Origin of the sequence: Rhodococcus sp. C3V, assembly GCF_029269915.1 — a bacterium.
GTDB classification, from domain to species: domain Bacteria; phylum Actinomycetota; class Actinomycetes; order Mycobacteriales; family Mycobacteriaceae; genus Rhodococcus_F; species Rhodococcus_F qingshengii.
The window spans coordinates 144,330-169,656 of record NZ_JARJBE010000003.1 but is presented as its reverse complement, the minus strand read 5'-3'; the positions used below and the strand labels follow the sequence as shown (position 1 = coordinate 169,656).

The following is a 25,327-nucleotide window of genomic DNA, read 5'->3' as shown; positions in this document are numbered from 1 at the left end:
AAGGCGCACATCATGCGATCACTCCGCACTCCCCTCGCCCTCCTCGCCGTCGGCGCAGCCATGTTCGCAACCATCGCCTCGGGCGAGACCGACGAAGCGAAGAAGGTCGACGACAACGGTTCTTCCGCCGCACCTGCGGCCGCCTTCGGAATCGGTGACGTCGTCGAACTGGGCGACTGGCGCGTCCAGGTACACGGCGTCGTCGATCCCTACGTCTCGACCAATCAGTTCATCACCGCTGATCCCGGAAACCGCTACGTCGTGGTCGACACCGAGGTCACCAACAACAGTGACAAGCCGTCGACGGTCTCGTCGATGATGTGCTTCGAACTGCAGGACTCGGCAAACAAGTCGTACAACATCACGTTCACCGACAGCAGCACGTCGAGTGTCGACGGAGAGCTCGCGCCGGGCGCTGCCAAACGAGGCGAATTGGCGTACGAGGTCCCCGAAGCCGCCACCGATCTGCGCCTTCAGTTCAAGTGCGATCTGTTCTCGTCCGGCTCGGCAACCATCAACCTGTCGTGAACCGTCCGGGCGATCTGCTGCTGAATCCGTGGGCACTGGTCTCGGTGGCCGTCATCTTGATCAACGACCACGTACTCAAAGGGGCATTCGGGAACACGATGACGGGCAAGCTGTCCGACGTCGCCGGCGTGTTCCTGCTTCCCCTGCTTCTGCTCTCGGTTCTCGAGGTGCTCAGGCGAAGTCTGGTGGGGCGAGCAGCGATCGCCTGGTCCATCGCAGTCACGGGGATCGGCTTCGCCGCCGTGAAGGTGATACCGCCGATCGGCGACGCATACGAGTGGGTGATCGGGTTTCTCCGCCTGACCGCAGGAGGATTCCGCGGAGATCTCTTGCCGATCCTGGTCTATCGCGATCCCTCGGACCTTTTGGTGCTCCCGATCCTGTTCGCGAGCTACCTGGTCGTCACACACAACCGCACTCGGGCGCCGGAGGGGGCGCCCGAGCGCGAGATGATCAGTCCAGGGCCGCATCCAACGTGATGTCGACGCCGGTCAGTGCCTTGCTGATCGGGCAGGTTTCCTTGGCCGCCTGGGCAACCTTGGCAAAACCGTCGGCGTCGAGGCCGTCGACCTCGGCGCGAACGGTGAGCTTGATTCCGGTGAGCTTGAATCCGACCGTGTCGGGGCCGAGTGACACGTCCGCGGTGATGTCGAGGCTCTGGGGGGTCCCGCCGGCCTCGGCGATCAGGGCCGACAACTGCATCGCGTAGCAGGACGAATGCGCCGCGGCGATGAGTTCCTCGGGGCTGGTAGTTCCGCCGGCCTCCTCAGCTGCGCGCTTGGGGAACGACACGTCGAAGGTGGCGACGCCCGAGCTGGTGAGTTCCACCTGTCCCGATCCGGCCTCGAGGGTGCCGTTCCAGGCGGTGCGTGCGGTACGAGTTGGCATTGCTGTCCCTACTTCCGTCTTCACATGATTCGGTGAACGCCTTGCGATCACGAACCTACCCGCGATACGTGAAGTCACACCTACTGTTTCGGACGGGACTACCCGAGGAGCGCCGCGGACAGCAGTTTCTCGACGCGGGCCTGCGCGGAGTTCTCCGAGGAAAAGTGCACGATTCGGCCGATGTCGAAGACCAGTCCGAGCGCCGCGTGGACGAGGAACCGTGCTTGGACGATCGTCAACTCCGGACGCGCCTCGACACACAAGTGCGCCCACTCCTCGACGTTCAAACGCTGAATGTTGCGCAACTCGGTCCGTGATCGATCCGGCAAGCTACCGATCTCGGCAAAGTACACGGCCAACAGTTCGCTGGTTCCGAACGAAACCTCGACGTACATCTTCGCCAACGTCTCGACGGCCGCGAGAGGAGTCTCCGACTCAGCCAACGCCGAGCCCAACGTCATAGTCAGACGATCGGACGCCCGGTGGAAGGCCGCAGCAAGAAGGTCGGCCTTGCTCGCGAAGTGCCGATACACACTCGACGCGTTGATACCCGCCGCGGCACCGATCTCCTCGATGCTCACGTCGTGGTAGCCGCGCTGATAGAACAGCAACACCGCTTCCTGAAGCAGCACTTCACGTTTCGACGTCCGTACGAGGCCGGTTTTGCGTTCGGACGCCTCTGCCCTCGCGCCGTCCTCCTCGGCAGCGGGCAATTCGACGCCGATGACGGACCAGCATGCCGCAAGAATCAGCGCTTCGATCTGCTTGGCGGACAACGCAGATCGATGACCGGTGATACTGGCGATCACACTGAGCACGGCGGGCGCGATGAGTTCTACATCCGCCGGGTCGAGTTCCGGACGAACCGCAGCCAGCGGCTCGGCAATCCGAAGATTGAGCGTGCGCATTCCCACCCGCAATTGCTCACGATCCTCGTCGACCAGGTACCTGCCCTCCCATCGGTAGAGCCCTCCCCGGCGCCGATTCTCGATCGTCGCGCGGATGACACCCACCATCGTGGAGTTCAACTGCTCGCGTGGATTTTCGTTTCCGTGCACAGCTGGATCGCTGGCATCCAACAACGCCTGCGTCAGGTTGTTCACGGTGTAGACGAACAGGGCGTATTTCGTGGGGAAATGACGATAGAGGGCCGGACCGGAAATTCCGACCTTCGCTGCGATCTGGTCGATGCCCACCGCGTGGTAGCCACGTTCGCTGAATGCTTCCGCAGCAGCGGCCGCGATTTGTGCCTTCCGATTCTTCGGACGCGTCCGTGGTGCAGGGTCGCTGCCACGCACGGAGACGCGTGTCTGTCCGGGCACCTGACCCTCCACTTCCGTTGCTTTCTCTTGCACTGCCTTCGTCCGCTGCACCGCACTTCCACGGGCGCGAGTCCGAACGGATCATGTTAACCGTCGCGAAGGTCGCAATTCGCGCCCGGTACTGCTTCACCCGAAACCCTACAACGCAGTTGTAGCGGCGGACGGATTCCGGAAAAAGAGTCTTGACACCCGCTCTCTCAGCGGTGTTATGTTAGTGACGATTCGCATAACCTCGCACGTAGTCCGCTGGCGGGCTCGTTCCCTGCGGCGTGAAGTTTTCTTCGCCCGCAAGAGGGTTCGATGCCGAATGACCGACCGTAAGAAAGTAGTTGTGAGCAGATGATTCGCACTCGCTTCACCGAAATGTTCGGCGTTGACCATCCCATCGTGCAAGGGGGCATGATGTGGGTGGGACGAGCAGAACTTGTTGCGGCCACGGCAAATTCCGGCGCCCTCGGATTCTTGACGGGCCTCACCCAACCCACACCGGAAGACCTCGTCAAGGAAATTGCTCGAACCCGCGATCTCACCGACAAGCCTTTCGGCGTCAATCTCACTATTCTGCCGTCGATCACGCCGCCGCCGTACGCCGAATACCGCCAGGCGATCATCGAATCCGGGATCAAGATCGTCGAAACCGCCGGTTCCAATCCGATCGATCATCTTCCGCATTTCAAGGACGCGGGCGTGAAGGTTATCCACAAGTGCACTGCAGTTCGACATGCGGTCAAAGCCGAGAGACTGGGCGTCGACGCCGTCAGCATCGACGGCTTCGAATGCGCCGGGCACCCAGGCGAGGACGACATACCAGGGCTCATTCTGATTCCGGCGGCCACGCAGCAACTCACGATTCCGGTGATCGCTTCAGGCGGAATCGCAGATTCACGTGGACTCGTCGCGGCGCTTGCGCTCGGAGCAGACGGCGTCAACATGGGAACTCGCTTCATGTGTACCGTGGAATCCCCTGTGGCACAATCGGTTAAAGAGAAGATTGTCGCAAACACCGAACGCGACACCAAGCTGATCTTCCGGACGCTTCACAACACCGCGCGCGTAGCCGCGAATGCGATCAGTGCCGAGGTCGTCGACATCGAAGCACGTGGCGACGCGCAGTTCAGCGACATTCAGCATCTGGTAGCCGGAGCCCGCGGACGCAAGGTCTTCGAGGACGGCGACCTCGATGCAGGCATCTGGTCCGCCGGACAGAGCCAAGGATTGATCAACGACATCCCGACCGTCGCCGACATGATCGACCGCATGGTCTCGGAGGCCGAACACCTCATCACCTCACGGCTTTCCGGATTCGTCACCGCTGTGAGCGCGGCATGACCGCCACCGCCGAGACGGGCTTTCGCTCCGAAATCACCGACGGTGTACTGCGATTGACCTTCGACCGCCCGAAGCGGATGAACGCGATCGATCTGCCCACGATGACTGCTTTCGCAGCTGCCGTCCACGACGGCGGCGCAGACCCGGCCGTTCGCACCATCGTCATCACCGGATCCGGTCGAGCGTTCTGCACCGGAGCCGACCTCGCCGCAGCGGCCGTCAACCCCGCAGACCCGAAAGTCGTCATGGATGCGGCGACGTCGCTGATTCGCGCCATCACCAGCGCCCCGGTCCCGGTGATCGCCGCGGTCAACGGACCGGCCGCCGGCGTCGGAGTGTCCATCGCTCTAGCCGCGGACCTGACGTACGCCGCATCGAGCGCCTATTTCCTCCTCTCCTTCGTCAACATCGGCCTGATGCCCGACGGCGGCGCCAGTGCGTTGGTACCGGCAGCGATCGGACGCGCCCGAGCGGCCGAGATGGCATTGCTGGGCGAGCGAGTTTCCGCCGAGGACGCAGAGCGGTTCGGGCTCGTGTCCCGCACCGTCGCCGACGACGCGTTCGACGCACTCGTCGACTCCGTCGTCGATCGCACGTCGAAGGCTCCCCGACGCGCCCTCGAACTCACCAAGCGCGCACTCAATGCGGCGACACTGGACCGCCTCGATGCTGCGCTGGAGCTCGAAAATACCGGTCAGGCAGAACTTCTCACTGGCGAGGACTTCAAAGAAGGCGCAATGGCGATGCTGCAGAAACGCGCGCCCCACTTCAAGTAATCACTGCGAATTTTCGTTAACAAAACCACTGTACGAATCGACGGCTCACTGTAGCCTGAGTCACACAATCACCCACGCATGAGAGGAACCCATCGATGGCCTCCACCGATGCAGTCTCCGAGGCGCAGCGTTCACGCCGCACCAACTGGAACAATCAGATCGCCAGGCATGCGCAGATGATTCCCGATCGCACCGCACTGCGATTCCTGGGCGATTCCATCACCTGGAGCACCCTCGACGCACGCGTCGAGAAGCTGGCGGACGCTCTTGCCCGACGCGGCGTCAGCTTCGGCGACCGCGTGCTCATCCTGATGCTCAACCGCCCCGAATACCTCGAGGTCGTGCTCGCGACCAACGCACTGGGCGCCATCGCTGTTCCGGTGAACTTCCGTCTGACACCACCCGAGGTCGCTTATCTGGTAAACGACTCCGGCTCCAAAGTCATTGTCGCCGAAGGACCGTTGGCTCCGTTGGCCGGAGCTGCGCGAGCCGCGTCCGAGGGTATCGACATCTCCATCACCGTAGGCGCCCCCGCCGAGGGTGACAGCCTGAATTACGAGGACTTGATCAGCGAAGAGGGCGAGTCGCACGCGTTCGTCGACATCCCGGACGACACTCCCGCACTCATCATGTACACCTCGGGAACCACCGGTCGCCCCAAGGGCTCGGTGCTCTCCCACTCCAACCTGTCTTCGCAAGCATTGACCTGTATCAGGGCCTTCCACCTGTTCAATGCCGATTCCATCGGCTTCTGCGCGTCGCCCATGTTCCACATCGCAGCCCTCGGTTCCATAGCGCCGAGCCTGCAACTCGGCACGACCACGGTGATCCATCCGGTCGGCGCATTCGACCCGGGTCAACTACTCGACATTCTGGAAGCCGAGAAGGTCACCAGCTTGTTCCTCGTGCCCGTGCAATGGCAGGCCGTGTGCGCCGTACAGAAGGCGCAACCGCGAGCACTGTCGCTGAAGAACATCTCGTGGGGCGCCGCACCGTCGTCCGACACGATCCTGCGGGCAATGGCCGAGACCTTCCCAGACGCATTCAATGTCGCGGTCTTCGGTCAGACCGAGATGTCGCCCATCACTTGCGTTCTCGACGGCGAGGATGCGATTCGTAAGCTCGGATCCGTCGGTCGGGTCATCCCGACCATCTCGGCCAGGGTCGTCGACGAGAACATGGACGACGTGGCGCCCGGTGAAATCGGTGAAATCGTCTACCGCGGGCCCACGATGATGAGCGAATACTGGAACAACCCCACCGCCACCGCTGACGCCTTCCACGGTGGATGGTTCCACTCCGGCGATCTCGTTCGAGTCGACGACGAAGGCTTCGTCTACGTCGTGGATCGCAAGAAGGACATGATCATCTCCGGCGGAGAGAACATCTACTGCGCGGAGGTGGAAAACGTCCTCTACGAACACGAATTGATCGTCGAAGCGGCCGTCGTCGGCCGCCCCGACGCCAAGTGGGGCGAGGTGCCCGTAGCGATCGTCGCGATGGCGCCAGGTTCAGCCGTGGACCTGACCATCGAGGAGCTGAGCAGCTTCCTCAACGATCGTCTCGCGCGCTACAAGCACCCGAAGGACATCGTCGTCGTGGAAGCACTGCCGCGCAATGCAAGCGGCAAGGTCGTCAAGGGTGAACTGCGAGAGAAGGTTCGAGCGGTCGACGCAGTTTCCTGACTTCACACGCAAACGGGCGGCACCTCCAGCGAGGTGCCGCCCGTTTGTGTGTGCCCGTCAAGCACTCGGCGAATGCAACTTCCGATGCAGTTCTCGCACCAGCGGAACCAACTCCGGCACCGGGCCTTCGACCGGGACGTTCGGCGCAACCTCGTTGACGGACAGAGACTTCACCGGCGCCGGGGACACACCCCACTCCGCGAGCCAGTCGCCGAGTTGAGCCGAAGAGCAGATGTAGACGATACGTCCGAGGCCCACCCACGCGTGCGCGGCCGAACACATCGCGCAGTGCTCTCCCGAAGTGAACACCGTTGCCGTCGAACGCTCTTCCGGCGTCAGATACTGAGCCGCCCACCGAGCCAGCTCGAACTCGGGGTGGCGAGTGTTGTCGCCGCCCGCGATCCGGTTTCGATCCTCCGCCAGAAATGTTCCGTCAGCCGCTGCCAGGACGGAACCGAAAGGTTCGTCGCCCGCATCCAATGCTTCCGTTGCCAATTCGACGCAACGGCGCAGGTGACCCAGTTCGATGTCGTTCATGTGTACGCCCTCTCCCGTGATACACGAAACGGGCGGCACCGGTGAGGTGCCGCCCGTTCGTTACCTACTCTGCTGTACTACTCTGCTGCGCTTTCGCTTTCGCCGGCCTTGGTCAGCTCGATCGGCGGTGCGTCCGGCACGTCGATCGGCTTCTTGGTAGGCGTGAACGTGAACTTCGCGTCCTCGCCCGAGCCTTCGCCGTCCCAGTTCTCGACGTCGACGAGCACGATGTGGCCGGGTCCGATCTCTCCGAAGAGGATCTTCTCGGACATCTGGTCCTCGATCTCGCGCTGGATGGTGCGACGCAGCGGTCGTGCACCCAGTACCGGATCGAATCCGCGCTTGGCCAGAAGCGACTTGGCCTTGTCGGTGACCTCCATGGCCATGTCCTTGTTCTTGAGTGCCGCCTCGACGCGAGCGAGCATCAGGTCGACCATCTGAACGATCTGCTCGTTCGTGAGCTGATGGAAGACGACGATGTCGTCGATACGGTTCAAGAACTCTGGACGGAAGTGCTTCTTCAGCTCGTCGTGAACCTTGAGCTTCATGCGCTCGTAGTTCGACTCCGTGCCCGTTCCCGAGCTGAAGCCCAGGCCGACTGCCTTGGAGATGTCAGACGTACCGAGGTTGGACGTGAAGATCAGCACCGTGTTCTTGAAGTCGACGGTACGTCCCTGACCGTCGGTGAGGCGGCCGTCCTCGAGCACCTGCAGGAGAGTGTTGTAGATCTCCTGGTGTGCCTTCTCTATCTCGTCGAACAGCACGACGCTGAACGGCTTGCGGCGCACCTTCTCGGTGAGCTGGCCACCCTCTTCGTATCCGACGTACCCGGGAGGGGCACCGAACAGACGTGAAGCGGTGAAGCGGTCGTGGAACTCGCCCATGTCGATCTGGATCAAGGCGTCGTCGTCGCCGAACAGGAAGTTGGCGAGCGACTTCGCGAGCTCCGTCTTACCGACACCGGACGGGCCGGCGAAGATGAACGAGCCCGAGGGACGCTTGGGATCCTTCAGACCTGCACGCGTACGACGGATCGCCTTCGAGACGGACTTGACCGCCTCTTCCTGGCCGATGATCCGCTTGTGCAGTTCCTCTTCCATGCGGAGCAGACGAGTGGTCTCCTCCTCGGTGAGCTTGAAGACGGGGATACCGGTCCAGTTGCCCAGAACCTCGGCGATCTGCTCGTCGTCGACCTCGGCAATGACGTCCAGGTCGCCCGCACGCCACTGCTTCTCACGCTCAGCGCGCTGAGCAACGAGGGTCTTCTCCTTGTCACGCAGGTTCGCAGCCTTCTCGAAGTCCTGCGCGTCGATCGCGGACTCCTTCTCGCGACGCGCGTCGGCGATGCGATCGTCGAATTCGCGCAGGTCCGGCGGTGCAGTCATCCGACGGATGCGCATTCGCGCGCCCGCCTCGTCGATGAGGTCGATCGCCTTGTCCGGCAAGAAGCGGTCGTTGATGTAGCGGTCGGCCAGCGTCGCCGCTGCCACGAGAGCACCGTCCGTGATGGAGACACGGTGGTGAGCCTCGTAGCGGTCACGAAGACCCTTGAGGATCTCGATGGTGTGCTCGACGGTCGGCTCGCCCACCTGAACGGGCTGGAAACGGCGCTCGAGAGCAGCATCCTTCTCGATGTACTTGCGGTACTCGTCGAGCGTGGTGGCACCGATGGTCTGCAGCTCACCGCGAGCAAGCTTGGGCTTGAGGATGGAGGCCGCGTCGATAGCGCCCTCGGCCGCGCCCGCACCCACGAGGGTGTGCAGCTCGTCGATGAACAGGATGATGTCGCCGCGGGTGTTGATCTCCTTGAGAACCTTCTTCAGGCGCTCTTCGAAGTCACCGCGGTAACGGCTGCCGGCCACGAGCGACCCGAGGTCGAGCGTGTACAGCTGCTTGTCCTTGAGGGTCTCGGGGACCTCACCGTTGACGATTGCCTGAGCCAGGCCCTCGACCACAGCGGTCTTACCGACACCGGGTTCACCGATGAGAACCGGGTTGTTCTTGGTACGACGCGAGAGAACCTGCATGACGCGCTCGATTTCCTTCGAGCGGCCGATGACCGGGTCCAGCTTGCCTTCGAGGGCAGCTTGCGTCAGGTTGCGACCGAACTGGTCGAGCACGAGCGAGGTGGACGGCGTGCCGGCCTCTCCGCGAGTGCCACCGGTTTCGGTGGGCTCTTTGCCCTGGTAGCCCGACAGCAGCTGGATGACCTGCTGGCGGACACGGTTGAGATCGGCACCGAGCTTGACCAGAACCTGGGCTGCTACGCCCTCACCCTCACGGATGAGACCGAGCAGGATGTGCTCCGTACCGATGTAGTTGTGTCCGAGCTGCAGCGCTTCGCGCAGACTCAGCTCGAGGACTTTCTTGGCGCGCGGTGTGAAGGGGATGTGACCGGACGGAGCCTGCTGGCCCTGGCCGATGATCTCCTCGACCTGGCTGCGGACTCCCTCGAGGGAGATACCCAACGACTCCAACGACTTGGCTGCGACACCTTCGCCCTCGTGAATGAGGCCGAGAAGGATGTGCTCCGTACCGATGTAGTTGTGGTTGAGCATCCTGGCTTCTTCTTGAGCCAGGACAACAACGCGCCGCGCGCGATCGGTGAACCTCTCGAACATCGCTCTCCCTCACACTCTCCGGCGGGCAGGTTCGAGACCGGATGTCTCGTCCCTGGTCGCCGCGTTTCGCTCCGGCACTACAGACTGATCGCCTCGCCGGTCAGCGGACTGACGTCCACGAATCGACAAAGGTTGCACGACCCCACTTATTACTCTAGAGGGCGCGAAGTCCACCTGCTGCTCCTCCACCCGATTGGCGGCGGAAGCCGGACTGCTTACCGTTCACAACGTCGCAGCTGAGGGAATCGTTTCCCGGTTCCTGTACGCCTGAAGCGAACAGCGATTTTCGACGCCTGATCAGCCGAATATCGGGAGTACCCGAGCGCACGGCACCTCACGCGGATTCGACGGATCCAGCGCGTTGAGCGTCAGAGTCGCCGTTCGCTGCGACGCCACCAGCGCGATGTGATCCGACAGGTCCTGTTCGCAACCGTCCTGAACAACTATGTTCGACGCGTTCGACGCGGCCAGTATTCCACTGCTGTACGGAACGACCACTTGATCGAACCGAGTCACGATGTTGGTGTACTCGACGTCATCGGAGTAGACGCCCGCGTCGCGCAGTTCGGTGACGAAGGTGGCGTTGTCGAAATCCGGTCCCCCGACGCCTTCCGGCGGCCCGACCTCCGAGCCGTCCCACAACGGAGCGATGGAGACGATCTTGGAAACCTTCGCGTCGCCGCCGAGAAACTTGACGTAGTACGCACTGACCGTCGTCCCCTGAGAGTGTCCGATCAGGTCGACCTTCGAGGCACCCGTCGCAGAGAGGACGTCGTCGACGAAGTCCGACAGCTGCCCTGCGCTGTCCCCGAGTGGTGCGAGACCGCCGGCCGCGGAAATCGGCCACGGCTGGTCCGTTCGATTCCCGAAGGTGAGCGCAAAAACGCAGTATCCCTCGTTGGCCAGTACGGGTGCGAGTACGCCCCAATTGGTCTGACGGTTGGCCGCCGTCCCGTGCACCAGGACGACTGGATCAGGATGAGCAGCGGAAGGCGTGCACGAGAAGTCGTTGGTGCCAGGGGCCGATCCGCCCGGGTTGGTCGCTTCGAGGGCGATTCCACTGAGGAAACCGGACGGGACGGGAAGAGGTTCATTCGCCGACGCAAGAGACGGCGCGGACACGGCCACGGCTCCCGCCACAGCGAGAGCGCCCACGCATGTTCGAATCCCCACCGAAGGCCTCCGCATAGTGATCAACCCACGACGGGCAATACCGAGTTGCACGGTACCGGCCGCTGATGCGCGGGGTCGAGTGCATTGAGAGCAAAAGTCGCGGCGCGCAGCGATGCCGCGATGGCGAGGTGATCGGAGATGTCTTGCTCACAACCGTCCTGGACGACGATGTTGGTGGCGTTCGGCCCAGGCTCCAGCCCATTTGTATACGGCAGCACCAGTTCGTCGTAGCGGGTCGTGATGTTCGTGTAGTGAACGCCCGGCGCGTAAACGCCTCCCGCACGGAGATTTTCGATGAACTCCGAACCGGCCCCCATGTTCAGGCACGCCTTGCAGATCGGGAATCCTGCCTGTGCCGCCTCGGATACCCCGAGTTCGCGAAGGCTGCGGCCGATACTTGCCTGCTCGTTTCCGAGGGTTCCCTTCCACAGCGATGCCACCGAGACGATGTTGTCCACTTTGTCGGCACCGCCGAGGAACTTCGCGTAGTACCCGTTGATGATCGTGCCTTGCGAATGCCCGACGAGATCCACCGACGTTGCGCCCGTAGCGCCCAGAACTTGATCGACGAAATTCGACAATTGTGCTGCGCTGGAAGGAATTTCCTGCATTCCACCGATGGCCGACAACGGCCACGGCTGCTCGGGGAAGTTGCCGTATGTCAGCGCGAAGACGCAGTAGCCCTCGTTGGCGAGCAACGGCGCATAGGTGGCCCAGTTGGTCTGCCTGTTTCCACCCGTTCCGTGAACGAGCACAACCGGATTGGGATGTTCGGCAGTCGGTTTACACGAAAAGTCATTGGATCCAGGAGCTGAACCGCCAGGATTTCCCAACTCCTGGGGAACACCGGCAAGGAAGGCATTGGGCACGGGCAACGGGGCCTGAGCCGAAGCCACGGAGGTGAACCCGACGAGCATCAGAGCGGCAAGAACCACGCCCCCGAACAACCTGTTTCTGTGCACGACCGACTCCTCTACGAGAGATGCGAACCGTGCAGACGCTAACAAACTAGAACGCGTTATCAATCCGTTTCGGCAAAATGCGCCCGAATCCATTCGCGATCCATTTCAGACGGCCTTTTCGTAGGCTCGGCGCACCTCGGTGGAAATACGACCGCGGGCCGAAATCTCGAAGCCGGCACCCTTGGCCCATTCGCGGATGGCGGCACTCTGATCGCGGTCGGCAACTGGGCGAGACTTGGCCACCGATCCGTTGGCCGATTTTGCGGAATTCGACTTCCTCGCATGGGGAATCCACTTTTTCAGTGCATCGCGCAGTTCCGCGGCGTGGGCGGCGGTGAGATCGATTTCGTAAGCAACTCCGTCGACGGAAAACTCCACAGTTTCGTCGGCGGGCGATTTCTTGTCCAGATCGTCAACCATCGTGACAACAACCTTTTTCACCACGACCATTCCTCCCCAGATCCTTCGATAAGCAGCGACAATAGCACCTGGACAAACGTCCTGTCTCGGCTCGTCAGGATGATTGGGACTTCTCGCCGCCGGGTATGCCGGTCGACTTGTCTTGCGACAAGCACAGTGCCGATACACTCCTCGCGACGCATCGGGGGATGCATCCAGACGGGGGAATCATGACAGACGACGGCTCGAGAAAAGACCTCTACCGAGCGCAATCTTCGCCTCCAAGAACGGCACTCTCGCCATCACCGCTTACAGCGGACCCACGAATTTCACCATCTCCGGACGCCCTGCGATCCGGTACACCGCAACCGTCACAAATATCCCGGCGGACAACGAATGCGATCCGCCCTCAGCACAATTCGATGTCGTCACCACACCCGGATACTCCACAGCCGAGGTCATGGTCTTCCTTGTCCAGTCGGATCAGGGGCTACCTGACGCACTCAACCAGGGCACGATCGACCAAATCATCGCAACAATTCGAAAGTCCGAAACTCAGGCGACCGCGCATGGCTGAATCCTTTGCCGCAGGCGAATATCGTTGGGAACTATCGAATACCTTGGGAGTGCCCCAACTGAAAAAGGTTCGGCCGCAACATGTGCGGCCGAACCTTGATCGAAGTAAAGCTAGCGAGCGGACGGACGAACGATCGGGAAGAGAATCGTCTCGCGAATACCGAGACCCGTCAAAGCCATCAGCAGTCGATCGATTCCCATGCCGGTGCCGGTGGTCGGCGGCATGCCCTGTTCCATCGCGGCGAGGAACTCCTCGTCCAGCACCATCGCTTCGTCGTCGCCTGCCGACGCGAGGCGCGCCTGGTCGACAAAGCGCTCACGCTGGATGACCGGGTCGACAAGTTCGGAGTAGCCTGTCGCCAACTCGAATCCGCGGATGTACAGGTCCCACTTCTCGGTGACACCCTTCTTGCTGCGGTGATCACGGGTCAGGGGCGACGTCTCGACCGGGAAGTCACGGACGAACGTCGGCACGTACAGCTGATCGCCGCACTGGTGTTCCCACAGCTCCTCGACGAGCTTGCCGTGGCCGTAACCCTTGTCCTTGGGAACCTCGAGGCCGACCTTCTCCGCCAGAGCGAGAAGCTCGTCGACCGTCGTATCCGGCGTGACCTCGGTGCCGATGGCAGCCGACAGCGACGGGTACATCTCGAGAACCTGCCACTCGCCACTGACGTCGTACTCGGAACCGTCGGCGAGGGTGAGGACCTGCGTGCCGAATGCTTCCTGCGCAACTTCCTGGACGAGTTCACGAATCATCTTCGCGGAATCGTCGTACGTGCCGTAGGCCTCGTACGTCTCGAGCATCGCGAACTCGGGCGAGTGAGTGGAGTCGACGCCCTCGTTGCGGAAGTTGCGGTTGATCTCGAAGACCTTCTCGATACCGCCGACGACGCAACGCTTGAGGAACAGTTCCGGCGCGATACGCAGGTACAGGTCGATGTCGAGGGCGTTCGAGTGCGTGACGAACGGGCGAGCTGCCGCGCCGCCGTGCAGCGTCTGCAGCATCGGCGTCTCGACCTCGAGGAAGCCGCGGCTCTCGAGTGCATTGCGCAGCGCACGGACAACTGCGACGCGCTTGCGGGCGTTGTCCCGAGCCTCGGGGCGAACGATCAGATCCGCGTAGCGCTGACGCACCCGGGACTCTTCGCTCATTTCCTTGTGAGCAACCGGCAGGGGGCGCAGCGACTTGGACGCGATCTGCCACGCGTCGGCCATGACGCTGAGCTCGCCGCGACGGGAGCTGATGACCTCACCGTGGATGAAGACGAAGTCGCCGAGGTCGACGTCGGACTTCCAGGCAGCCAGTGCCTCTTCGCCGACGCCGGCGAGGCTGATCATGGCCTGCAGCTGGGTACCGTCGCCTTCCTGCAGAGTCGCGAAGCACAACTTGCCGGTGTTGCGCATGAAGATGACGCGGCCGACGACGCCGACCAGCACACCAGTCGCCGTGTCCGGCTCGAGTTCCGGGTACTCCGCGCGGATCTGCGCGAGCGTGTGGGTGCGATCGACCGAAACCGGGTACGCCTCCTGCCCCTGCGCGAGGATCCGTTCACGCTTCTCGCGCCGGATACGGAGCTGCTCGGGGGTGTCGTCGACTGGCTGGGCTTCTACATCACTCACGGGGTACAAGACTACTGGGCCGTGTCCACCGCGTTTGTTGCTGGTAGCACCGCGGCCACCGCGAGCACGATTCCCGACAGCAGGTACAGCCCGACCCGAACGTGATTCCACATAGTCCAACCCGCCTCGTACGACACCCATGCGGCCGCGTCGGTAGTGCTGACCGAGGCAAACGCGTCGTTGCGAGGGACGTGGTAGATCGCGGTCACCGCGAAGGACGCGAGCACCCCGACGCAACCGACGACAGCAAGGACCCAGCCGTCCGGTCTGGAGATCGATGCCCAGATTCCAGCGGCGATCGCGGTGAGCGCCGATCCGACCAGCGGAAGCATCAACGCACTACGCGGCGCTTCGACGTTGATCGCCTGCATCGACGTGATCGCGGTATGTGCATCCACCGACCGCAGGGCGGGCATCACGAAGGAAGAGAAGGCAAACAACGCACCACCGGCAACGAGCGCGCCGAGCGCAGTCACCCCGAGCAACAGCTCCAAGAAGATCTCGGACTTCTTCACGACCAGACCCCCGTTCGGGCAGCCTCGCCGGCAAAAGTGGTGAAATCTCGAGCGGGTCGTTCCAGGACCGCTTCGACGACGCCGGTCACACTTTGATTTCGTCCGTCGAGAACCTCGGCAAACAGGTACATGAGTAACTCCACGACGTCACTCGCGACGCCGACCTCCGCCATGCCGTCGGAAAACTGTTTGAGTCCAATTCTTTCGAATGTCACGAGATGACCCGACGCCGTCGAAATCGCATCCACCGCCGCCGCGAAGGTGAGCAACTCCGGACCTGTCACCTCGAGAACTCGGCCGAGGAGGTCGGTTCGAGTCAATGCGGCCACCGCCACGTCGGCGAGATCGTCGACGTCGATGAACGGCTCCCCCACCTCGCCGACCGGAAGTGCCAGGTGGCCTTCCCGAATCGGATCGAGTAGGTACCCCTCACTGAAGTTCTGGGCAAACCAACTGGCCCGCACCACAGCCCATTCCAGACCGCTGTCGGCGAGAACCTGCTCGGCTTTCTGCGCCGCCGGTTCACCGCGCCCGGACAGGAGCACCATGCGACGAACCCCTTCGCGGTACGCAAGCTCCGCGAACTCCTCGATGTGGGCGCTCGATTCCGGAACAGCCAGATCTGGCGCATACGTCACATATGCCACGTCGACGCCGGACACTGCTGGCTGCCACATCGTCTGATCGTTCCAGTCGAAACGCGCCCCGGATGTTCTCGATGCGATTCGGGTACGGATTCCCACCGCCGTCAGCCTCTGCGCAACGCGCGCACCGGTCTTGCCGGTACCACCGATCACTACTGCCGATTGAATGTCGCTTGTTGTCGTCATGCACTCATTCGACCGCGGAGCGTCAATACGATCCATAGCCGAAGGTCGCAAAAACATACGCCAGCGTCTACCGTCGAAGCATGGATGCATTGTCGATGATGCTGGCCGGATCGCGGGCGGAGGGCGCTTTTCTACTGCGCTCGCTGCTCGATCCACCGTGGTCATTACGTATCGAGGACCACGCACCGATCACCGTGCTGGTTCTGGTTCGAGGCAGCGCGGTCGTCGTCTCCGACACCGGACAGACAGAAGATCTCGAGGCCGGCGACGTTGCACTGTTGCGCGGCCCCGATCCGTATACGGTCGCCGATCACCCGGACACACCAGTCCACGTACTGATCGACGAAGCACAGAATTGCGCTGCGGTCGACGGCACACCACTCGAGGACATGTCGGTTCTCGGCGTTCGCACCTGGGGCAACTCGACCAGTGGTCAGACCGTCATGCTCACGGGCACATACCGTTTGGACTCCTATGTCAGCCGTCAGATCCTCGACAGCCTGACACCCGTCGCGGTAGTACGACGCAGCATCGAAACCGCGCCGATGACAAACCTTCTGGAACAACAGATCGCCGCCGACGGGCCCGGACAGGAAGTGTTGTTGGACAGGCTCCTGGACCTGGTCCTGATCTCAGCGGCCCGGACCTGGTTCGCCGAGAACCCGAATCGATCACCGCGATGGATCAAGGCCTACGAGGATCCCGTCATCGGGCATGCCTTGCGGCTCATACACAATCGGCCGGAACACCCCTGGACGGTCGCGAGCCTGGCCCAGGAGTCCGGCAGTTCACGAGCAGCCTTCGCGCGCCGGTTCACCAGCCTCATGGGGATCGGACCCGTCGGCTATCTGACCGAGTGGCGCTTGTCGGTGGCGGCGGATCTACTCGCAGACCCGGCACGAACGGTGTCGTCGATCGCGCGAGAAGTGGGCTACTCGAGCCCCTTCGCCCTCACAACCGCGTTCACCCGTCATCACGGAATGAGCCCGAAGATGTACCGCCAGACCCGCTGTGCGCCTTTATTAACCGCCCGCGGTTAATAAAGGCGCACAGCAAATACCTCAATGAGCCGAAACCGCCGCCAACTCGCGGGAGCAATGACGAACTCCGCTGAGCGCACCGAGCAGGCCGGCGGCCTTGATCGCCTGGTACCCGCCCACGAGATCGGTGGCCTTGTGCAGACCCAACTGCTGCAACGACGCTGCGGCCAGGCTCGAGGTGTAGCCCTCGGAGCAGACGATCACCCACTCGACGTCGTGGTCGGTGGCCAACGCGAGGTGTGCGCTGCTGGTGGGGTCGAGGCGCCATTCGAGCACGTTCCGCTCGATCGCGAGTGCACCGGGAAGAGTTCCCTCGATGGCGCGCTGCGCCTGCGGGCGAATGTCGACGAAGATCGCGCCGCGGTGGAAGGCTTCGGTGAGCTGGAAGACGTACATACGATCGATCTGTGCGCGAGCGTCGTCGAGCATTTGGTCGATGGTCATTTGGTGCCCCCCTCGGGCAGGTCGGTCAGCTCGGTACGGGTGCGGCGAAGTGTCCGGTGATCCGTCACTTCGTAGAAGGACATTGCCGTCAGCGGCGGCGAGTAGGCGTGAACACTCAGAGTCGGTGCATCAGAGCTGATTTCGATCGGAGCACCGGGAGCATCCGTCGAACGCACGACATCGTGAACCCATCCGAGCGGGAACGAAGCCTGATCGCCGGCGTCGAGCTGGCGTTCCACCAGGGAGTCACCGGCCCAACGGAATTCGGTGAGCGAACCACTGAGGACGGTCAAGGCGCCGAACGAGCCTGCGTGGTCGTGCAATTCGGTGTTGCGTTCGGGCACCCAACTGATGAGCCACACATCGACGTCGTCGTCCGCGTGCAAGCGGGTGGACCAACGGTCGAGCGTCGGGAAGGTGTCGGGGATGAGGTGATCGAAACGGCCGTCGAGCACGCCGTTTGCTCCCTCGTCGGTCAGACGCAGCAGATCGGCCGGGCGAAGGCGGGTAGGCAACGACGCACCACTCGGGCGACGTCCGGACGCCCCACGGTTAGCGCTACGACCTGCGGAAACAGCACGGTCAGCAGTAAGAGTCGGGGCCAAAACAGAGAGATCTGCAGAATATGTGGATAGCACGAGCTAGCTCCAAGGAATGTGAATTGGTCAAGGCAGCGGTCAGCCTCGACAACACTCCTGAGCACCCATGCAGCGATTCACGAGCACCATTGTGGCATAACTTTTGCAATCGCGAAACCGCTGGAACGAAACCATCGATCAGGCGACGGGTCGTCGACCGGATCCACGACGCGCCTGATTGCGCTCGAAGACCAACCTCAGCCCCTCGAGGGTGAGGTCCCGTTCGAGGTGATCGATGGTGTCGGACTCGGGAATGATCAGCGGTGCGCTGTCCCCGGTGGCGATCACGGAGACGTCGTCACCACCGAACTCCGGTAGTTCGTCGCGGACGCGGTTGACCAATCCGTCGACGAGGCCCGCAAAGCCGAATACCGCACCGGACTGCATGCATTCGACGGTATTCTTGCCGACCACCGAACGCGGGCGCACCAATTCGACCTTGCGCAGCGCAGCGGACTGCGACGCCAAGGCATCGGTCGAGATCTCGAGTCCGGGCGCGATGCAGCCGCCCAGAAACTCACCCTTGGCGGAAACGACGTCGACACAGGTCGACGTACCGAAGTCCACGACAATGCACGGCCCCTCGTAAAGATGGTGAGCGGCAAGGCTGTTGACGATCCGGTCGGCTCCCACCTCTTTGGGGTTGTCCACCAGCAGTGGCACGCCGGTGCGAATACCCGGTTCGACCACCACATGGGGAACGTGACCCCAGTACCGCTCGAGCATCACACGGATTTCACGCAAAACGGACGGCACTGTCGACAGCGCCGCAACGCCGGTGATCTGATCGACATGAGAACCCAACAGCCCACGGAAGGTCAACGCCAACTCGTCGGCAGTCATCCGAGGATCGGTTCGCATTCGCCAGTCCTGCAACAGCTTCGAATACTCACCAGTCCCGGAGAACAGACCGAGAACGATGTTGGTGTTCCGGACGTCGACCGTGAGCAGCATGGATTACACCAGGCTGGATTCGCGCGAGGCCTCGAGCGTCGACAGCATGCGTGGGGTGATCAGACCCGAACCCTCCGGCGCGTGAGCCGGGTCGGAACCGAGTTCGATCTGCTTGTTGTCGGCATCGACGAAGACTACGCGCGGGGAGTACTCCTTGACTTCCTGCTCGTTCATCACGCCGTAGGCGATGAGGATGACCAGGTCGCCTGGCTTGACCAGATGCGCTGCCGCACCGTTGATTCCGATGACACCAGTTCCGCGCTCGCCGGCAATGACGTACGTCTCGAGACGCGCACCGTTGTCGATGTCGACGATGCACACCTGTTCGCCTTCGAGGAGGTCTGCGGCGTCCATCAGATCCTGGTCGACGGTGACGGAGCCGACGTAATGCAGGTCGGCGTGAGTCACGGTGGCGCGGTGGATCTTCGACTTCATCATCGTGCGAAACATATCCAGGTCCTTACTCGTGAAAAGTGCTCAGTGAGACAGCAGGTCGTCGATGGCGTCGGCGGATGGGTCGGTGTCACGCTCGAGGAAGCCGGTTCCCACCGCGACACCGACGTTGTCGATCAAACGGGTGGTTCCGAGCTTGGCGGCCACCAACAGTCGACCGTCACCTCGCTCGGGCGCGGGGCCCAGATCGACGCCCCGAACCTCGAGGTAGTCGACCTCGATTTCCGGAACAGCTGCCAGAACAGCGCGTGCGGTTTCCAGGATTGCTTCCGCTCCCCCAGCCGCCGCGTGTGCACCGGCGATCAGAGCGGCGGACAGCGCGACCGCTGCCGCGCGCTGGTTCTCGTCGAGGTAGCGATTGCGAGAGGACAACGCGAGGCCGTCGAACTCGCGAACCGTCGGAACTCCGATGATCTGTACATCGAAATTGAGATCCCACACCATCTGACGGATGAGCGTCAGCTGCTGGTAGTCCTTCTCACCGAAGTACGCGTGATTGGGTGCCGCGATCTGCAGCAGCTTCGCCACTACCGTCAGCATTCCCGCGAAGTGAGTGGGGCGCGCTCCGCCTTCGAGTTCGCTACCCAACGGGCCCGGCACGATGGTGGTGCGCTGACCACGCGGGTACATCGTCTTGGCGCTCGGCGCGAACACCAATTCGACGCCCTCGGCGCGAAGCAGGTCGAGATCCGCATCGAGAGTGCGCGGGTACGCGTCCAGGTCTTCGCCCGCACCGAACTGGAGCGGGTTCACGAAGATGGAAACGATCACGACGGCGCCGGTGACCTTGGCCTGACGAACCAATTCGATGTGGCCCGCATGCAACGCACCCATCGTCGGAACGAGCGCCACCTGACGCCCGACACCTCGCAGTGCCCGCGAGACGCGCCGAAGCTTGTCCGGATCGTCGTGCACCGTCAGTTCGCCGCGCTTGTATCCGCCCTGCAGATCACTCACGACGGTCACCTCCCGTTTCAGTCAAGATGTCGAACAATTCGGTGGGGGCGCCCACCCGCTGGGCCGATCGCAAGGACATCGCCCGATAGCCGCCAGCAAGCTCCGGATCCAGGTCTGTCAGTACGCGCAAATGTGTGTCGACGGCAGCAGCGTCGCCGCGTGCCACCGGACCGGTCAACGCCGAGGGACCGCGTCGTAGCGCGTTGTCCAAGGCCGCCGACAGCAGCGGCTGCAGGACTCGCTCGGCCACTCCACCCGGATCGCCGTCGACCAACTGCTGACCGAGCAGCTCGTCACCTTGCAACGACGCTCGCAGGGCCTCGACGGCGTCGACCACGAGCGTGACCAGGTGATTACTGCCGTGAGCCAGTGCGGCGTGGTAGAGCGCGCGGTTCTCCTCGCGCACTCGGACGGGCTCGCCGCCGATCTCGAGGACCAGTGACTGCGCGATCGCGTAACCGATGTCGTCGGCAGCGGTGATTCCGAAGCATGCCGACGACAGCCGTGCGGTGTCCTCGTCGTGACCGGTGAACGTCATCGCCGGATGGATAGCCAGGGGCAGTGCGCCCAGTTCGGTGAGTGGAGTCAGGATCGCGATCCCGTTGGCACCGGACGTATGGGCGACGAGCGTGCCGGGCTTGACGGCATGGGTGGCCGCCAGACCTCGAACAAGATCCGCAAGTTGATCGTCAGGAACGGCGAGAATCAGCAACTCGGAACGAGCTGCGACGTCGGCAGCCGGAAGAATTTCGGTATCGGGAAGCCGCTTCACAGCGCGGGCAACCGAGGCGCTGGAGACGGCGGAGCAAGCGCTGACAACATGACCGGCTCGCTCCAATGCGGCACCGACAGCTGTTCCGACCCGGCCTGCTGAGACAATTCCTACCGTCAATCGCGCAGGTGCAGGTCCATTAGTGATCCCGAAGGAAGTCACCGGATTCCTCTCGTTCGTTCCAGTCCCGCTCGGCGGGTACCAGACGTTCTGCGTCCGAGGATATCCTTCGCCCGAACCGTCATGCCATGGCCGGGCGAGTGATCTGCGACTCAGTCCTCTCGGCGACGGCGTCGACCGGAGCCTTCGGACGGGTTGTTCGAACTCAGGTTTGCCATGATTTCGGCGACGGTCAATCCGTTGGAATGAGCACCACTGGCGGCATCTTCCGGGGCAGCACGGCGACGACGTCGCGGCTCCGCGTCAGGCTCCGCAGCGGATTCGGGTTCAGCTTCCGCGACAGCTTCGGGAACAACCGCGGGAACAACCTCGGGCACCTCTTCGACGACAGCGTCTTCGATGACGGCATCTTCGATGTTCGGGGCCTGGGCGGGAGCCTTGACTTCAGGCTCGACCGGCGCGACCGGCTCCGAATCCTTCTTCACCGGAACGTCTTTCACCGTTCGTGTCGGCGAGGAACTCACCGGAGAACTCGGTGCTTGGTTCCCGCTCTGGGGCTTCTGCGTCTCTTGTGACTTCTGCGTCTCTCGAGACTTCTGGGTCGGGATGACGCGCGGCGCCACGAAGCTGCTGTCACGCCACGACGTCTCCGCGAACACGACGGTTGTCTCAGCAGTCACCGGATCGTCGTTGGGCGAAGCCAAGCCGCCGACGTTCGGTGCCGGTTGGCTGGGCCCGCTCTGGCCGGCGCCGGGAACGTACAACCCCGACGGTGCCGGCTGGTACGCGCCGTACGAACTACCGCCAAGTTCCGGCACTCGCGTCGAATCGGTCTTGAGCGCGGTCTGTTCGGGCAGCAGCCCACCTTCGAACAGTGCTTCGAGGTTTCGGCGCAGCGCCACCAATTCGGCGCGCAACCCGGCCAGCTCCTCCGCGTCCGCGGTCACCTCACGTCGCACGCGACCTTCGACGCTCAGTTCGTACTCGCGTCGAGCAGAAATTTCACGTTCGAGCTGCAGTTCGTACACGGTCTGCAGATCGGCAACCTTGGCTTTGTCCAGTGCCGACTCACGCCGATACTTGGTCATGGCGATAGCGCCGAGGGTGGCTGCCCACAGAGCGACGACCAGACCCACCCGAAGAAGCTGAACGCTGTTACTGAAAATCAGAAACAGCGAAGCAATGACAGCAAGTGCCAGAAGAGCAGCAATGATCATCTGGCTCGCGCTGCGCTTGCTTCGGCGCGCAGACTTCGATCGACCAGAATTTGTCATGGTTGCCAGGGTACTTGCCGAGACCGGGGTCGCCACGTACCTCGGTGGGTGATTTGCCGACCAGGCTGTCAGTGCGCAGGCTCGTCAGGTGTATCTTCCGGCGTCTTGCAACAATGTTCGAGCCACAGAGCTGCCGCTACCAGCGCAATTGCGGCGCCCAACCCCACCCACGCGCCCGGCGTGTCGGAGGCTGCAGCCTGCAGAACCGAGCGCTGTGGGATGAGATACACCAGCACTCCGACCCAGACACCGACGGTAGCTGAACCGACCAAAGCGGATGCTTTGGCCAATGCCAGCGCTCGGGCGGCGGTGATCGGATGAAGCTGTCTGAGCCCGTCGCCGACCTGCCGGTTCTTGACGCGTGAACGAATGACAAAAGCGAAGACGGCCTCGGCAACGGCCACGAAGTACAGCGACGCTCCCGCATAAACAGGGATGGGCGGCATCGAACCGTAGAACACGCGAATCAGAATCCAGGTGGCCACGGCCGCCACTGCGGCGAGTACCGCGAGTTCACTGATCCGGGTCGGCTTCAAACCCTTGTCGTTTTCGGTCACCGCGCAAGCACCACATCGGTAATGCGGACACCTTCGCGCTCAGTGCGATCGAGGCCGTCGAGAATTTGTGCCACCGGCAACTTCTGGCCGTCGACGATCAGCGTCGCGTCAGGCTCGACGTCCAGCCAAGGAACGAGAACGAATGCCCGAAGATGCGCGCGCGGATGCGGAAGTGTGAGCACGGGATCGGAACTGACGACGCCTTCGCAGTCGACTACGTCCACGTCCAGGCTCCGTGGCCCCCACCGCTGTTCGCGCACCCGGTCTGCGGCTTCCTCGAGAGCTTGCGAGCGGCGAAGCCATTCAGCGGCATCGGCTTCGGGATCGTCGACCACCACCACCGCGTTGTAGAAATCCTGCTGCTCGACGCCACCCCACGGCGCGGTCGAGTAGACCGGTGAGACAGCAACGACGGCGCTGCCCAACCCGTCGACAACGGACTGCAGGTGAGCCACGCTGTCGCCGATGTTGGAACCGATCGACAGAACAGCGCGCGTCATGCCGATCGGGTCCGATGTGCGACGACGGCGACGTCCGCAAAAACCAGCGGAATCGGTGCCGACGGTTTGTGGACAACAACCTCGACGCTCTCGACTCGCGAATCTTTCATGACGTCGTCGGCGATCTCCGCGGCGACGGTCTCGATGAGATCGCGCGACGGGCCGGCGACTATCGCTGCGGCGGCTTCCGCCAACTCGCCGTAGTGCAGGGTCTGCGTCAGGTCGTCCGACGCCGCGGCGGGAGCCAAGTCCATCCATACGGTGATGTCGATGAAGAAGTCCTGACCGTCACGCTTCTCGTGGTCGAACACTCCGTGATTGCCGCGAACCTTCAGTCCGCGCAATTCGATTCGGTCCCCCATGTCAGGCCCTTTCTCGTCCACGGTTCCAGGCGTCGACCACGGCAATGGCGTCGAGCGAAGCTTGTGCGTCGTGCACCCGAACTCCCCAGGCGCCTTCGCGCGCTGCAAGGGCGGAGACCACGGCCGTCGCAGTCTCGCGGCCACCAGGTGGACGCGGATTGCCGTCGGGATCGCTGAGCAGAGACCCCAGGAACCGCTTTCGGGAAGCGCCGACCAGTACCGGGAATCCGGTCGCGTTGAACTCGGGTAGTGCGCGCAACAGTGCCCAGTTGTGGTCGGCGTTCTTAGCGAACCCGAGGCCGGGGTCGAGGATGATCGACGACGAATCGACCCCTGCCTTCAACGCCAGATCGACCTGCGACAGCAGTTCGTCACGGACGTCGCGGACCACGTCGTCGTAGTGATCGGCGCTGCCACGATGGACGTAGTCACCGGCCGAGCGCCAATGCATGAGGATCCAGGGCACTCCGGCGTCGGCCACAACGGAGGCCATGTCGGGGTCTGCGCGACCACCCGATACGTCGTTGACGATGCCTGCGCCCGCTTCGATCGCGGCGGCGGCAACGGAAGCACGCATCGTGTCGACGCTGACGCGAATTCCGGCTGCCACGAGTTCTTCGATCACCGGGGCAATTCGGTCCGCCTCGAGTTTCGGATCGACACGGGTGGCTCCGGGGCGCGTCGACTCGCCGCCGACGTCGACGATGTCGACGCCGATGCGTTGCAGTTCGAGTCCGCGAGCGATCGCCGCGTCACGATCGAGAAATTGACCACCGTCGGAAAACGAATCGGCGGTGACGTTCAGAATCCCCATCACGACCATCCGGGCCGGATCGCTGCCTGCAACGGGAGCCGCGGACATCTTGCTCACTTACGCAGGATGAGGTCCAGCGCTTCGGACCGCGAGGCCGCGCTGGATTGCAGGAGCCCACGAACCGCAGACGTGGTCGTGCTGGCTCCGGGCTTGCGGATACCGCGCATCGCCATGCACAGATGCTCGGCTTCGATGACGACGATGGCTCCACGCGGGTCGAGCTTGCGCATCAAAGCATCCGCGATCTGACTGGTCAGGCGTTCTTGAACCTGCGGACGCTTGGCGTACAGGTCGACGACGCGCGCGAGCTTCGACAAACCGGTGACCTTGCCCGACTTTCCCGGGATGTAGCCAACGTGAGCAACACCGTGGAAGGACACCAGGTGGTGCTCGCACGTCGAGAACATCGGAATGTCTCGCACAAGCACCAACTCCTGGTGACCCTCGTCGAAAGTTGTGTTCAACGCGTCGTCAGGTTCGGAGTACAGACCCGCGAAGATCTCCTTGTACGAGCGCGCAACCCGGGCCGGCGTATCGAGCAGGCCTGGGCGCTCCGGATCTTCCCCGACCGCGATCAACAATTCCCGTACGGCAGCCTCTGCTCGCGCCTGATCGAACGGGCGGCCCGTTCCGAGCGACACCAGTTCACTGGCCACATCATTCACCGACAACCGAACT

Annotated in this window: 29 protein-coding genes; 7 read left to right on the top strand and 22 right to left on the bottom strand. The window is 62.8% G+C overall.

From position 1 onward, the window contains the following. Positions 1-12: 12 nt before the first annotated feature. Positions 13-528 carry a DUF4352 domain-containing protein gene (locus P3G66_RS09735; protein WP_276116471.1) on the top strand — a complete coding sequence of 172 codons (516 nt, stop codon included), beginning with the start codon at positions 13-15 and terminating at the stop codon, positions 526-528. Further along, a complete protein-coding gene (locus tag P3G66_RS09730; protein WP_276116470.1) occupies positions 525-1,007 on the top strand; it encodes a hypothetical protein in 483 nt (160 codons plus the stop codon). Before P3G66_RS09735 ends, P3G66_RS09730 begins: the two co-directional genes overlap by 4 nt. Here P3G66_RS09730 and P3G66_RS09725 read toward each other — a convergent pair. Then, positions 982-1,416: an OsmC family protein gene (locus P3G66_RS09725; protein ID WP_003945839.1), complete on the bottom strand. Its 435-nt coding sequence runs from the start codon at positions 1,414-1,416 to the stop codon at positions 982-984. The two genes, P3G66_RS09730 and P3G66_RS09725, sit on opposite strands and share 26 nt — an antisense overlap. A gap of 98 nt (positions 1,417-1,514) precedes the next feature. Next, positions 1,515-2,738 carry a TetR/AcrR family transcriptional regulator gene (locus P3G66_RS09720; protein ID WP_276116469.1) on the bottom strand — a complete coding sequence of 408 codons (1,224 nt, stop codon included), beginning with the start codon at positions 2,736-2,738 and terminating at the stop codon, positions 1,515-1,517. Between the two features lie 339 nt (positions 2,739-3,077). Between P3G66_RS09720 and P3G66_RS09715 the strand changes: the two genes are divergently transcribed. From P3G66_RS09715 to fadD5, 3 genes are all read left to right on the top strand, one after another. After that, positions 3,078-4,067 carry a nitronate monooxygenase family protein gene (locus tag P3G66_RS09715; RefSeq protein WP_276116468.1) on the top strand — a complete coding sequence of 330 codons (990 nt, stop codon included), beginning with the start codon at positions 3,078-3,080 and terminating at the stop codon, positions 4,065-4,067. Continuing rightward, positions 4,064-4,843, top strand: a complete 780-nt coding sequence (locus P3G66_RS09710) for an enoyl-CoA hydratase (RefSeq protein ID WP_003945899.1) — start codon at positions 4,064-4,066, stop codon at positions 4,841-4,843. The genes P3G66_RS09715 and P3G66_RS09710 overlap by 4 nt, the downstream gene beginning before the upstream one ends. Positions 4,844-4,938: 95 nt before the next feature. Beyond that, on the top strand, positions 4,939-6,528 hold the full coding sequence (gene fadD5, locus P3G66_RS09705) for a fatty-acid--CoA ligase FadD5 (RefSeq protein ID WP_003945871.1): 1,590 nt from the start codon (positions 4,939-4,941) through the stop codon (positions 6,526-6,528). Between the two features lie 57 nt (positions 6,529-6,585). On the opposite strand, the gene P3G66_RS09700 is transcribed toward fadD5, so the two are convergent. From P3G66_RS09700 to P3G66_RS09680, 5 genes are all read right to left on the bottom strand, one after another. Further along, the gene (locus P3G66_RS09700) at positions 6,586-7,065 is read right to left on the bottom strand and encodes a nucleoside deaminase (protein ID WP_054825400.1); all 480 of its coding nucleotides are present in this window, start codon (positions 7,063-7,065) and stop codon (positions 6,586-6,588) included. A gap of 77 nt (positions 7,066-7,142) precedes the next feature. Then, positions 7,143-9,686, bottom strand: coding sequence for an ATP-dependent Clp protease ATP-binding subunit (locus tag P3G66_RS09695; RefSeq protein WP_003945604.1), 2,544 nt, complete (start codon positions 9,684-9,686; stop codon positions 7,143-7,145). Between the two features lie 297 nt (positions 9,687-9,983). Then, complete coding sequence (locus P3G66_RS09690) at positions 9,984-10,841, bottom strand: alpha/beta fold hydrolase (protein WP_276116467.1); 858 nt, start codon at positions 10,839-10,841, stop codon at positions 9,984-9,986. 38 nt (positions 10,842-10,879) lie between these two features. Then, positions 10,880-11,776 carry an alpha/beta fold hydrolase gene (locus P3G66_RS09685; protein WP_044480521.1) on the bottom strand — a complete coding sequence of 299 codons (897 nt, stop codon included), beginning with the start codon at positions 11,774-11,776 and terminating at the stop codon, positions 10,880-10,882. A gap of 150 nt (positions 11,777-11,926) precedes the next feature. After that, on the bottom strand, positions 11,927-12,265 hold the full coding sequence (locus P3G66_RS09680; protein ID WP_042923743.1) for an Lsr2 family protein: 339 nt from the start codon (positions 12,263-12,265) through the stop codon (positions 11,927-11,929). Positions 12,266-12,344: 79 nt separating this feature from the next. Between P3G66_RS09680 and P3G66_RS09675 the strand changes: the two genes are divergently transcribed. Next, positions 12,345-12,797, top strand: a complete 453-nt coding sequence (locus tag P3G66_RS09675; protein WP_276116466.1) for a hypothetical protein — start codon at positions 12,345-12,347, stop codon at positions 12,795-12,797. A gap of 110 nt (positions 12,798-12,907) precedes the next feature. On the opposite strand, the gene lysS is transcribed toward P3G66_RS09675, so the two are convergent. The 3 genes from lysS to P3G66_RS09660 are packed head-to-tail and all read right to left on the bottom strand — an operon-like array spanning position 12,908 to position 15,764. After that, positions 12,908-14,419, bottom strand: a complete 1,512-nt coding sequence (lysS, locus tag P3G66_RS09670; RefSeq protein WP_003945834.1) for a lysine--tRNA ligase — start codon at positions 14,417-14,419, stop codon at positions 12,908-12,910. Between the two features lie 11 nt (positions 14,420-14,430). Next, positions 14,431-14,934, bottom strand: coding sequence for an anthrone oxygenase family protein (locus tag P3G66_RS09665; RefSeq protein ID WP_276116465.1), 504 nt, complete (start codon positions 14,932-14,934; stop codon positions 14,431-14,433). Then, positions 14,931-15,764: an NAD(P)H-binding protein gene (locus P3G66_RS09660; protein WP_276116464.1), complete on the bottom strand. Its 834-nt coding sequence runs from the start codon at positions 15,762-15,764 to the stop codon at positions 14,931-14,933. Before P3G66_RS09660 ends, P3G66_RS09665 begins: the two co-directional genes overlap by 4 nt. Before the next feature lie 80 nt (positions 15,765-15,844). Here P3G66_RS09660 and P3G66_RS09655 point away from each other — a divergent pair, with 80 nt between their 5' ends. After that, positions 15,845-16,804: an AraC family transcriptional regulator gene (locus tag P3G66_RS09655; protein WP_276116463.1), complete on the top strand. Its 960-nt coding sequence runs from the start codon at positions 15,845-15,847 to the stop codon at positions 16,802-16,804. Between the two features lie 21 nt (positions 16,805-16,825). On the opposite strand, the gene P3G66_RS09650 is transcribed toward P3G66_RS09655, so the two are convergent. The 12 genes from P3G66_RS09650 to folE form a co-directional block, all read right to left on the bottom strand. After that, a complete protein-coding gene (locus tag P3G66_RS09650) occupies positions 16,826-17,248 on the bottom strand; it encodes a rhodanese-like domain-containing protein (RefSeq protein WP_003945445.1) in 423 nt (140 codons plus the stop codon). After that, complete coding sequence (locus P3G66_RS09645; protein WP_058039264.1) at positions 17,245-17,763, bottom strand: cysteine dioxygenase family protein; 519 nt, start codon at positions 17,761-17,763, stop codon at positions 17,245-17,247. Before P3G66_RS09645 ends, P3G66_RS09650 begins: the two co-directional genes overlap by 4 nt. Before the next feature lie 261 nt (positions 17,764-18,024). Beyond that, on the bottom strand, positions 18,025-18,840 hold the full coding sequence (locus P3G66_RS09640; RefSeq protein ID WP_007726991.1) for a type III pantothenate kinase: 816 nt from the start codon (positions 18,838-18,840) through the stop codon (positions 18,025-18,027). 3 nt (positions 18,841-18,843) lie between these two features. Beyond that, positions 18,844-19,290 carry an aspartate 1-decarboxylase gene (panD, locus tag P3G66_RS09635; RefSeq protein ID WP_003945761.1) on the bottom strand — a complete coding sequence of 149 codons (447 nt, stop codon included), beginning with the start codon at positions 19,288-19,290 and terminating at the stop codon, positions 18,844-18,846. A gap of 27 nt (positions 19,291-19,317) precedes the next feature. Further along, positions 19,318-20,250, bottom strand: coding sequence for a pantoate--beta-alanine ligase (gene panC, locus P3G66_RS09630; protein WP_261257228.1), 933 nt, complete (start codon positions 20,248-20,250; stop codon positions 19,318-19,320). Beyond that, entirely contained in the window at positions 20,243-21,184 is a 942-nt protein-coding gene (locus tag P3G66_RS09625; RefSeq protein ID WP_161121419.1) for a DUF2520 domain-containing protein, read from the bottom strand. The genes panC and P3G66_RS09625 overlap by 8 nt, the downstream gene beginning before the upstream one ends. Positions 21,185-21,294: 110 nt before the next feature. After that, a complete protein-coding gene (locus P3G66_RS09620; RefSeq protein WP_193748391.1) occupies positions 21,295-22,416 on the bottom strand; it encodes a DUF6779 domain-containing protein in 1,122 nt (373 codons plus the stop codon). Positions 22,417-22,484: 68 nt separating this feature from the next. Beyond that, positions 22,485-22,952 carry a DUF3180 domain-containing protein gene (locus P3G66_RS09615; protein WP_153213529.1) on the bottom strand — a complete coding sequence of 156 codons (468 nt, stop codon included), beginning with the start codon at positions 22,950-22,952 and terminating at the stop codon, positions 22,485-22,487. Positions 22,953-22,969: 17 nt separating this feature from the next. Beyond that, positions 22,970-23,473, bottom strand: coding sequence for a 2-amino-4-hydroxy-6-hydroxymethyldihydropteridine diphosphokinase (folK, locus tag P3G66_RS09610; RefSeq protein ID WP_007727001.1), 504 nt, complete (start codon positions 23,471-23,473; stop codon positions 22,970-22,972). Continuing rightward, positions 23,470-23,835, bottom strand: coding sequence for a dihydroneopterin aldolase (folB, locus tag P3G66_RS09605; protein ID WP_003945780.1), 366 nt, complete (start codon positions 23,833-23,835; stop codon positions 23,470-23,472). The genes folK and folB overlap by 4 nt, the downstream gene beginning before the upstream one ends. 1 nt (position 23,836) lies before the next feature. Further along, positions 23,837-24,697 (bottom strand): dihydropteroate synthase, encoded by an 861-nt coding sequence (folP, locus tag P3G66_RS09600; protein ID WP_020968349.1) that lies wholly within the window; start codon positions 24,695-24,697, stop codon positions 23,837-23,839. Between the two features lie 5 nt (positions 24,698-24,702). Continuing rightward, positions 24,703-25,320, bottom strand: coding sequence for a GTP cyclohydrolase I FolE (folE, locus tag P3G66_RS09595; protein WP_019746783.1), 618 nt, complete (start codon positions 25,318-25,320; stop codon positions 24,703-24,705). Positions 25,321-25,327: the final 7 nt, after the last annotated feature.

Bases quoted from the DNA above. Each gene is read 5' to 3' on its own strand.
- P3G66_RS09735 (WP_276116471.1), top strand. From the start codon at position 13: ATGCGATCACTCCGCACTCCCCTCGCCCTCCTCGCCGTCGGCGCAGCC.
- P3G66_RS09725 (WP_003945839.1), bottom strand. From the start codon at position 1,416: ATGCCAACTCGTACCGCACGCACCGCCTGGAACGGCACCCTCGAGGCC.
- P3G66_RS09715 (WP_276116468.1), top strand. From the start codon at position 3,078: ATGATTCGCACTCGCTTCACCGAAATGTTCGGCGTTGACCATCCCATC.
- P3G66_RS09710 (WP_003945899.1), top strand. From the start codon at position 4,064: ATGACCGCCACCGCCGAGACGGGCTTTCGCTCCGAAATCACCGACGGT.
- fadD5 (WP_003945871.1), top strand. From the start codon at position 4,939: ATGGCCTCCACCGATGCAGTCTCCGAGGCGCAGCGTTCACGCCGCACC.
- P3G66_RS09700 (WP_054825400.1), bottom strand. From the start codon at position 7,065: ATGAACGACATCGAACTGGGTCACCTGCGCCGTTGCGTCGAATTGGCA.
- P3G66_RS09695 (WP_003945604.1), bottom strand. From the start codon at position 9,686: ATGTTCGAGAGGTTCACCGATCGCGCGCGGCGCGTTGTTGTCCTGGCT.
- P3G66_RS09685 (WP_044480521.1), bottom strand. From the start codon at position 11,776: ATGCTCGTCGGGTTCACCTCCGTGGCTTCGGCTCAGGCCCCGTTGCCC.
- P3G66_RS09660 (WP_276116464.1), bottom strand. From the start codon at position 15,764: ATGACGACAACAAGCGACATTCAATCGGCAGTAGTGATCGGTGGTACC.
- P3G66_RS09655 (WP_276116463.1), top strand. From the start codon at position 15,845: ATGGATGCATTGTCGATGATGCTGGCCGGATCGCGGGCGGAGGGCGCT.
- P3G66_RS09650 (WP_003945445.1), bottom strand. From the start codon at position 17,248: ATGACCATCGACCAAATGCTCGACGACGCTCGCGCACAGATCGATCGT.
- P3G66_RS09640 (WP_007726991.1), bottom strand. From the start codon at position 18,840: ATGCTGCTCACGGTCGACGTCCGGAACACCAACATCGTTCTCGGTCTG.
- panD (WP_003945761.1), bottom strand. From the start codon at position 19,290: ATGTTTCGCACGATGATGAAGTCGAAGATCCACCGCGCCACCGTGACT.
- P3G66_RS09620 (WP_193748391.1), bottom strand. From the start codon at position 22,416: ATGACAAATTCTGGTCGATCGAAGTCTGCGCGCCGAAGCAAGCGCAGC.
- folK (WP_007727001.1), bottom strand. From the start codon at position 23,473: ATGACGCGCGCTGTTCTGTCGATCGGTTCCAACATCGGCGACAGCGTG.
- folB (WP_003945780.1), bottom strand. From the start codon at position 23,835: ATGGGGGACCGAATCGAATTGCGCGGACTGAAGGTTCGCGGCAATCAC.
- folP (WP_020968349.1), bottom strand. From the start codon at position 24,697: ATGTCCGCGGCTCCCGTTGCAGGCAGCGATCCGGCCCGGATGGTCGTG.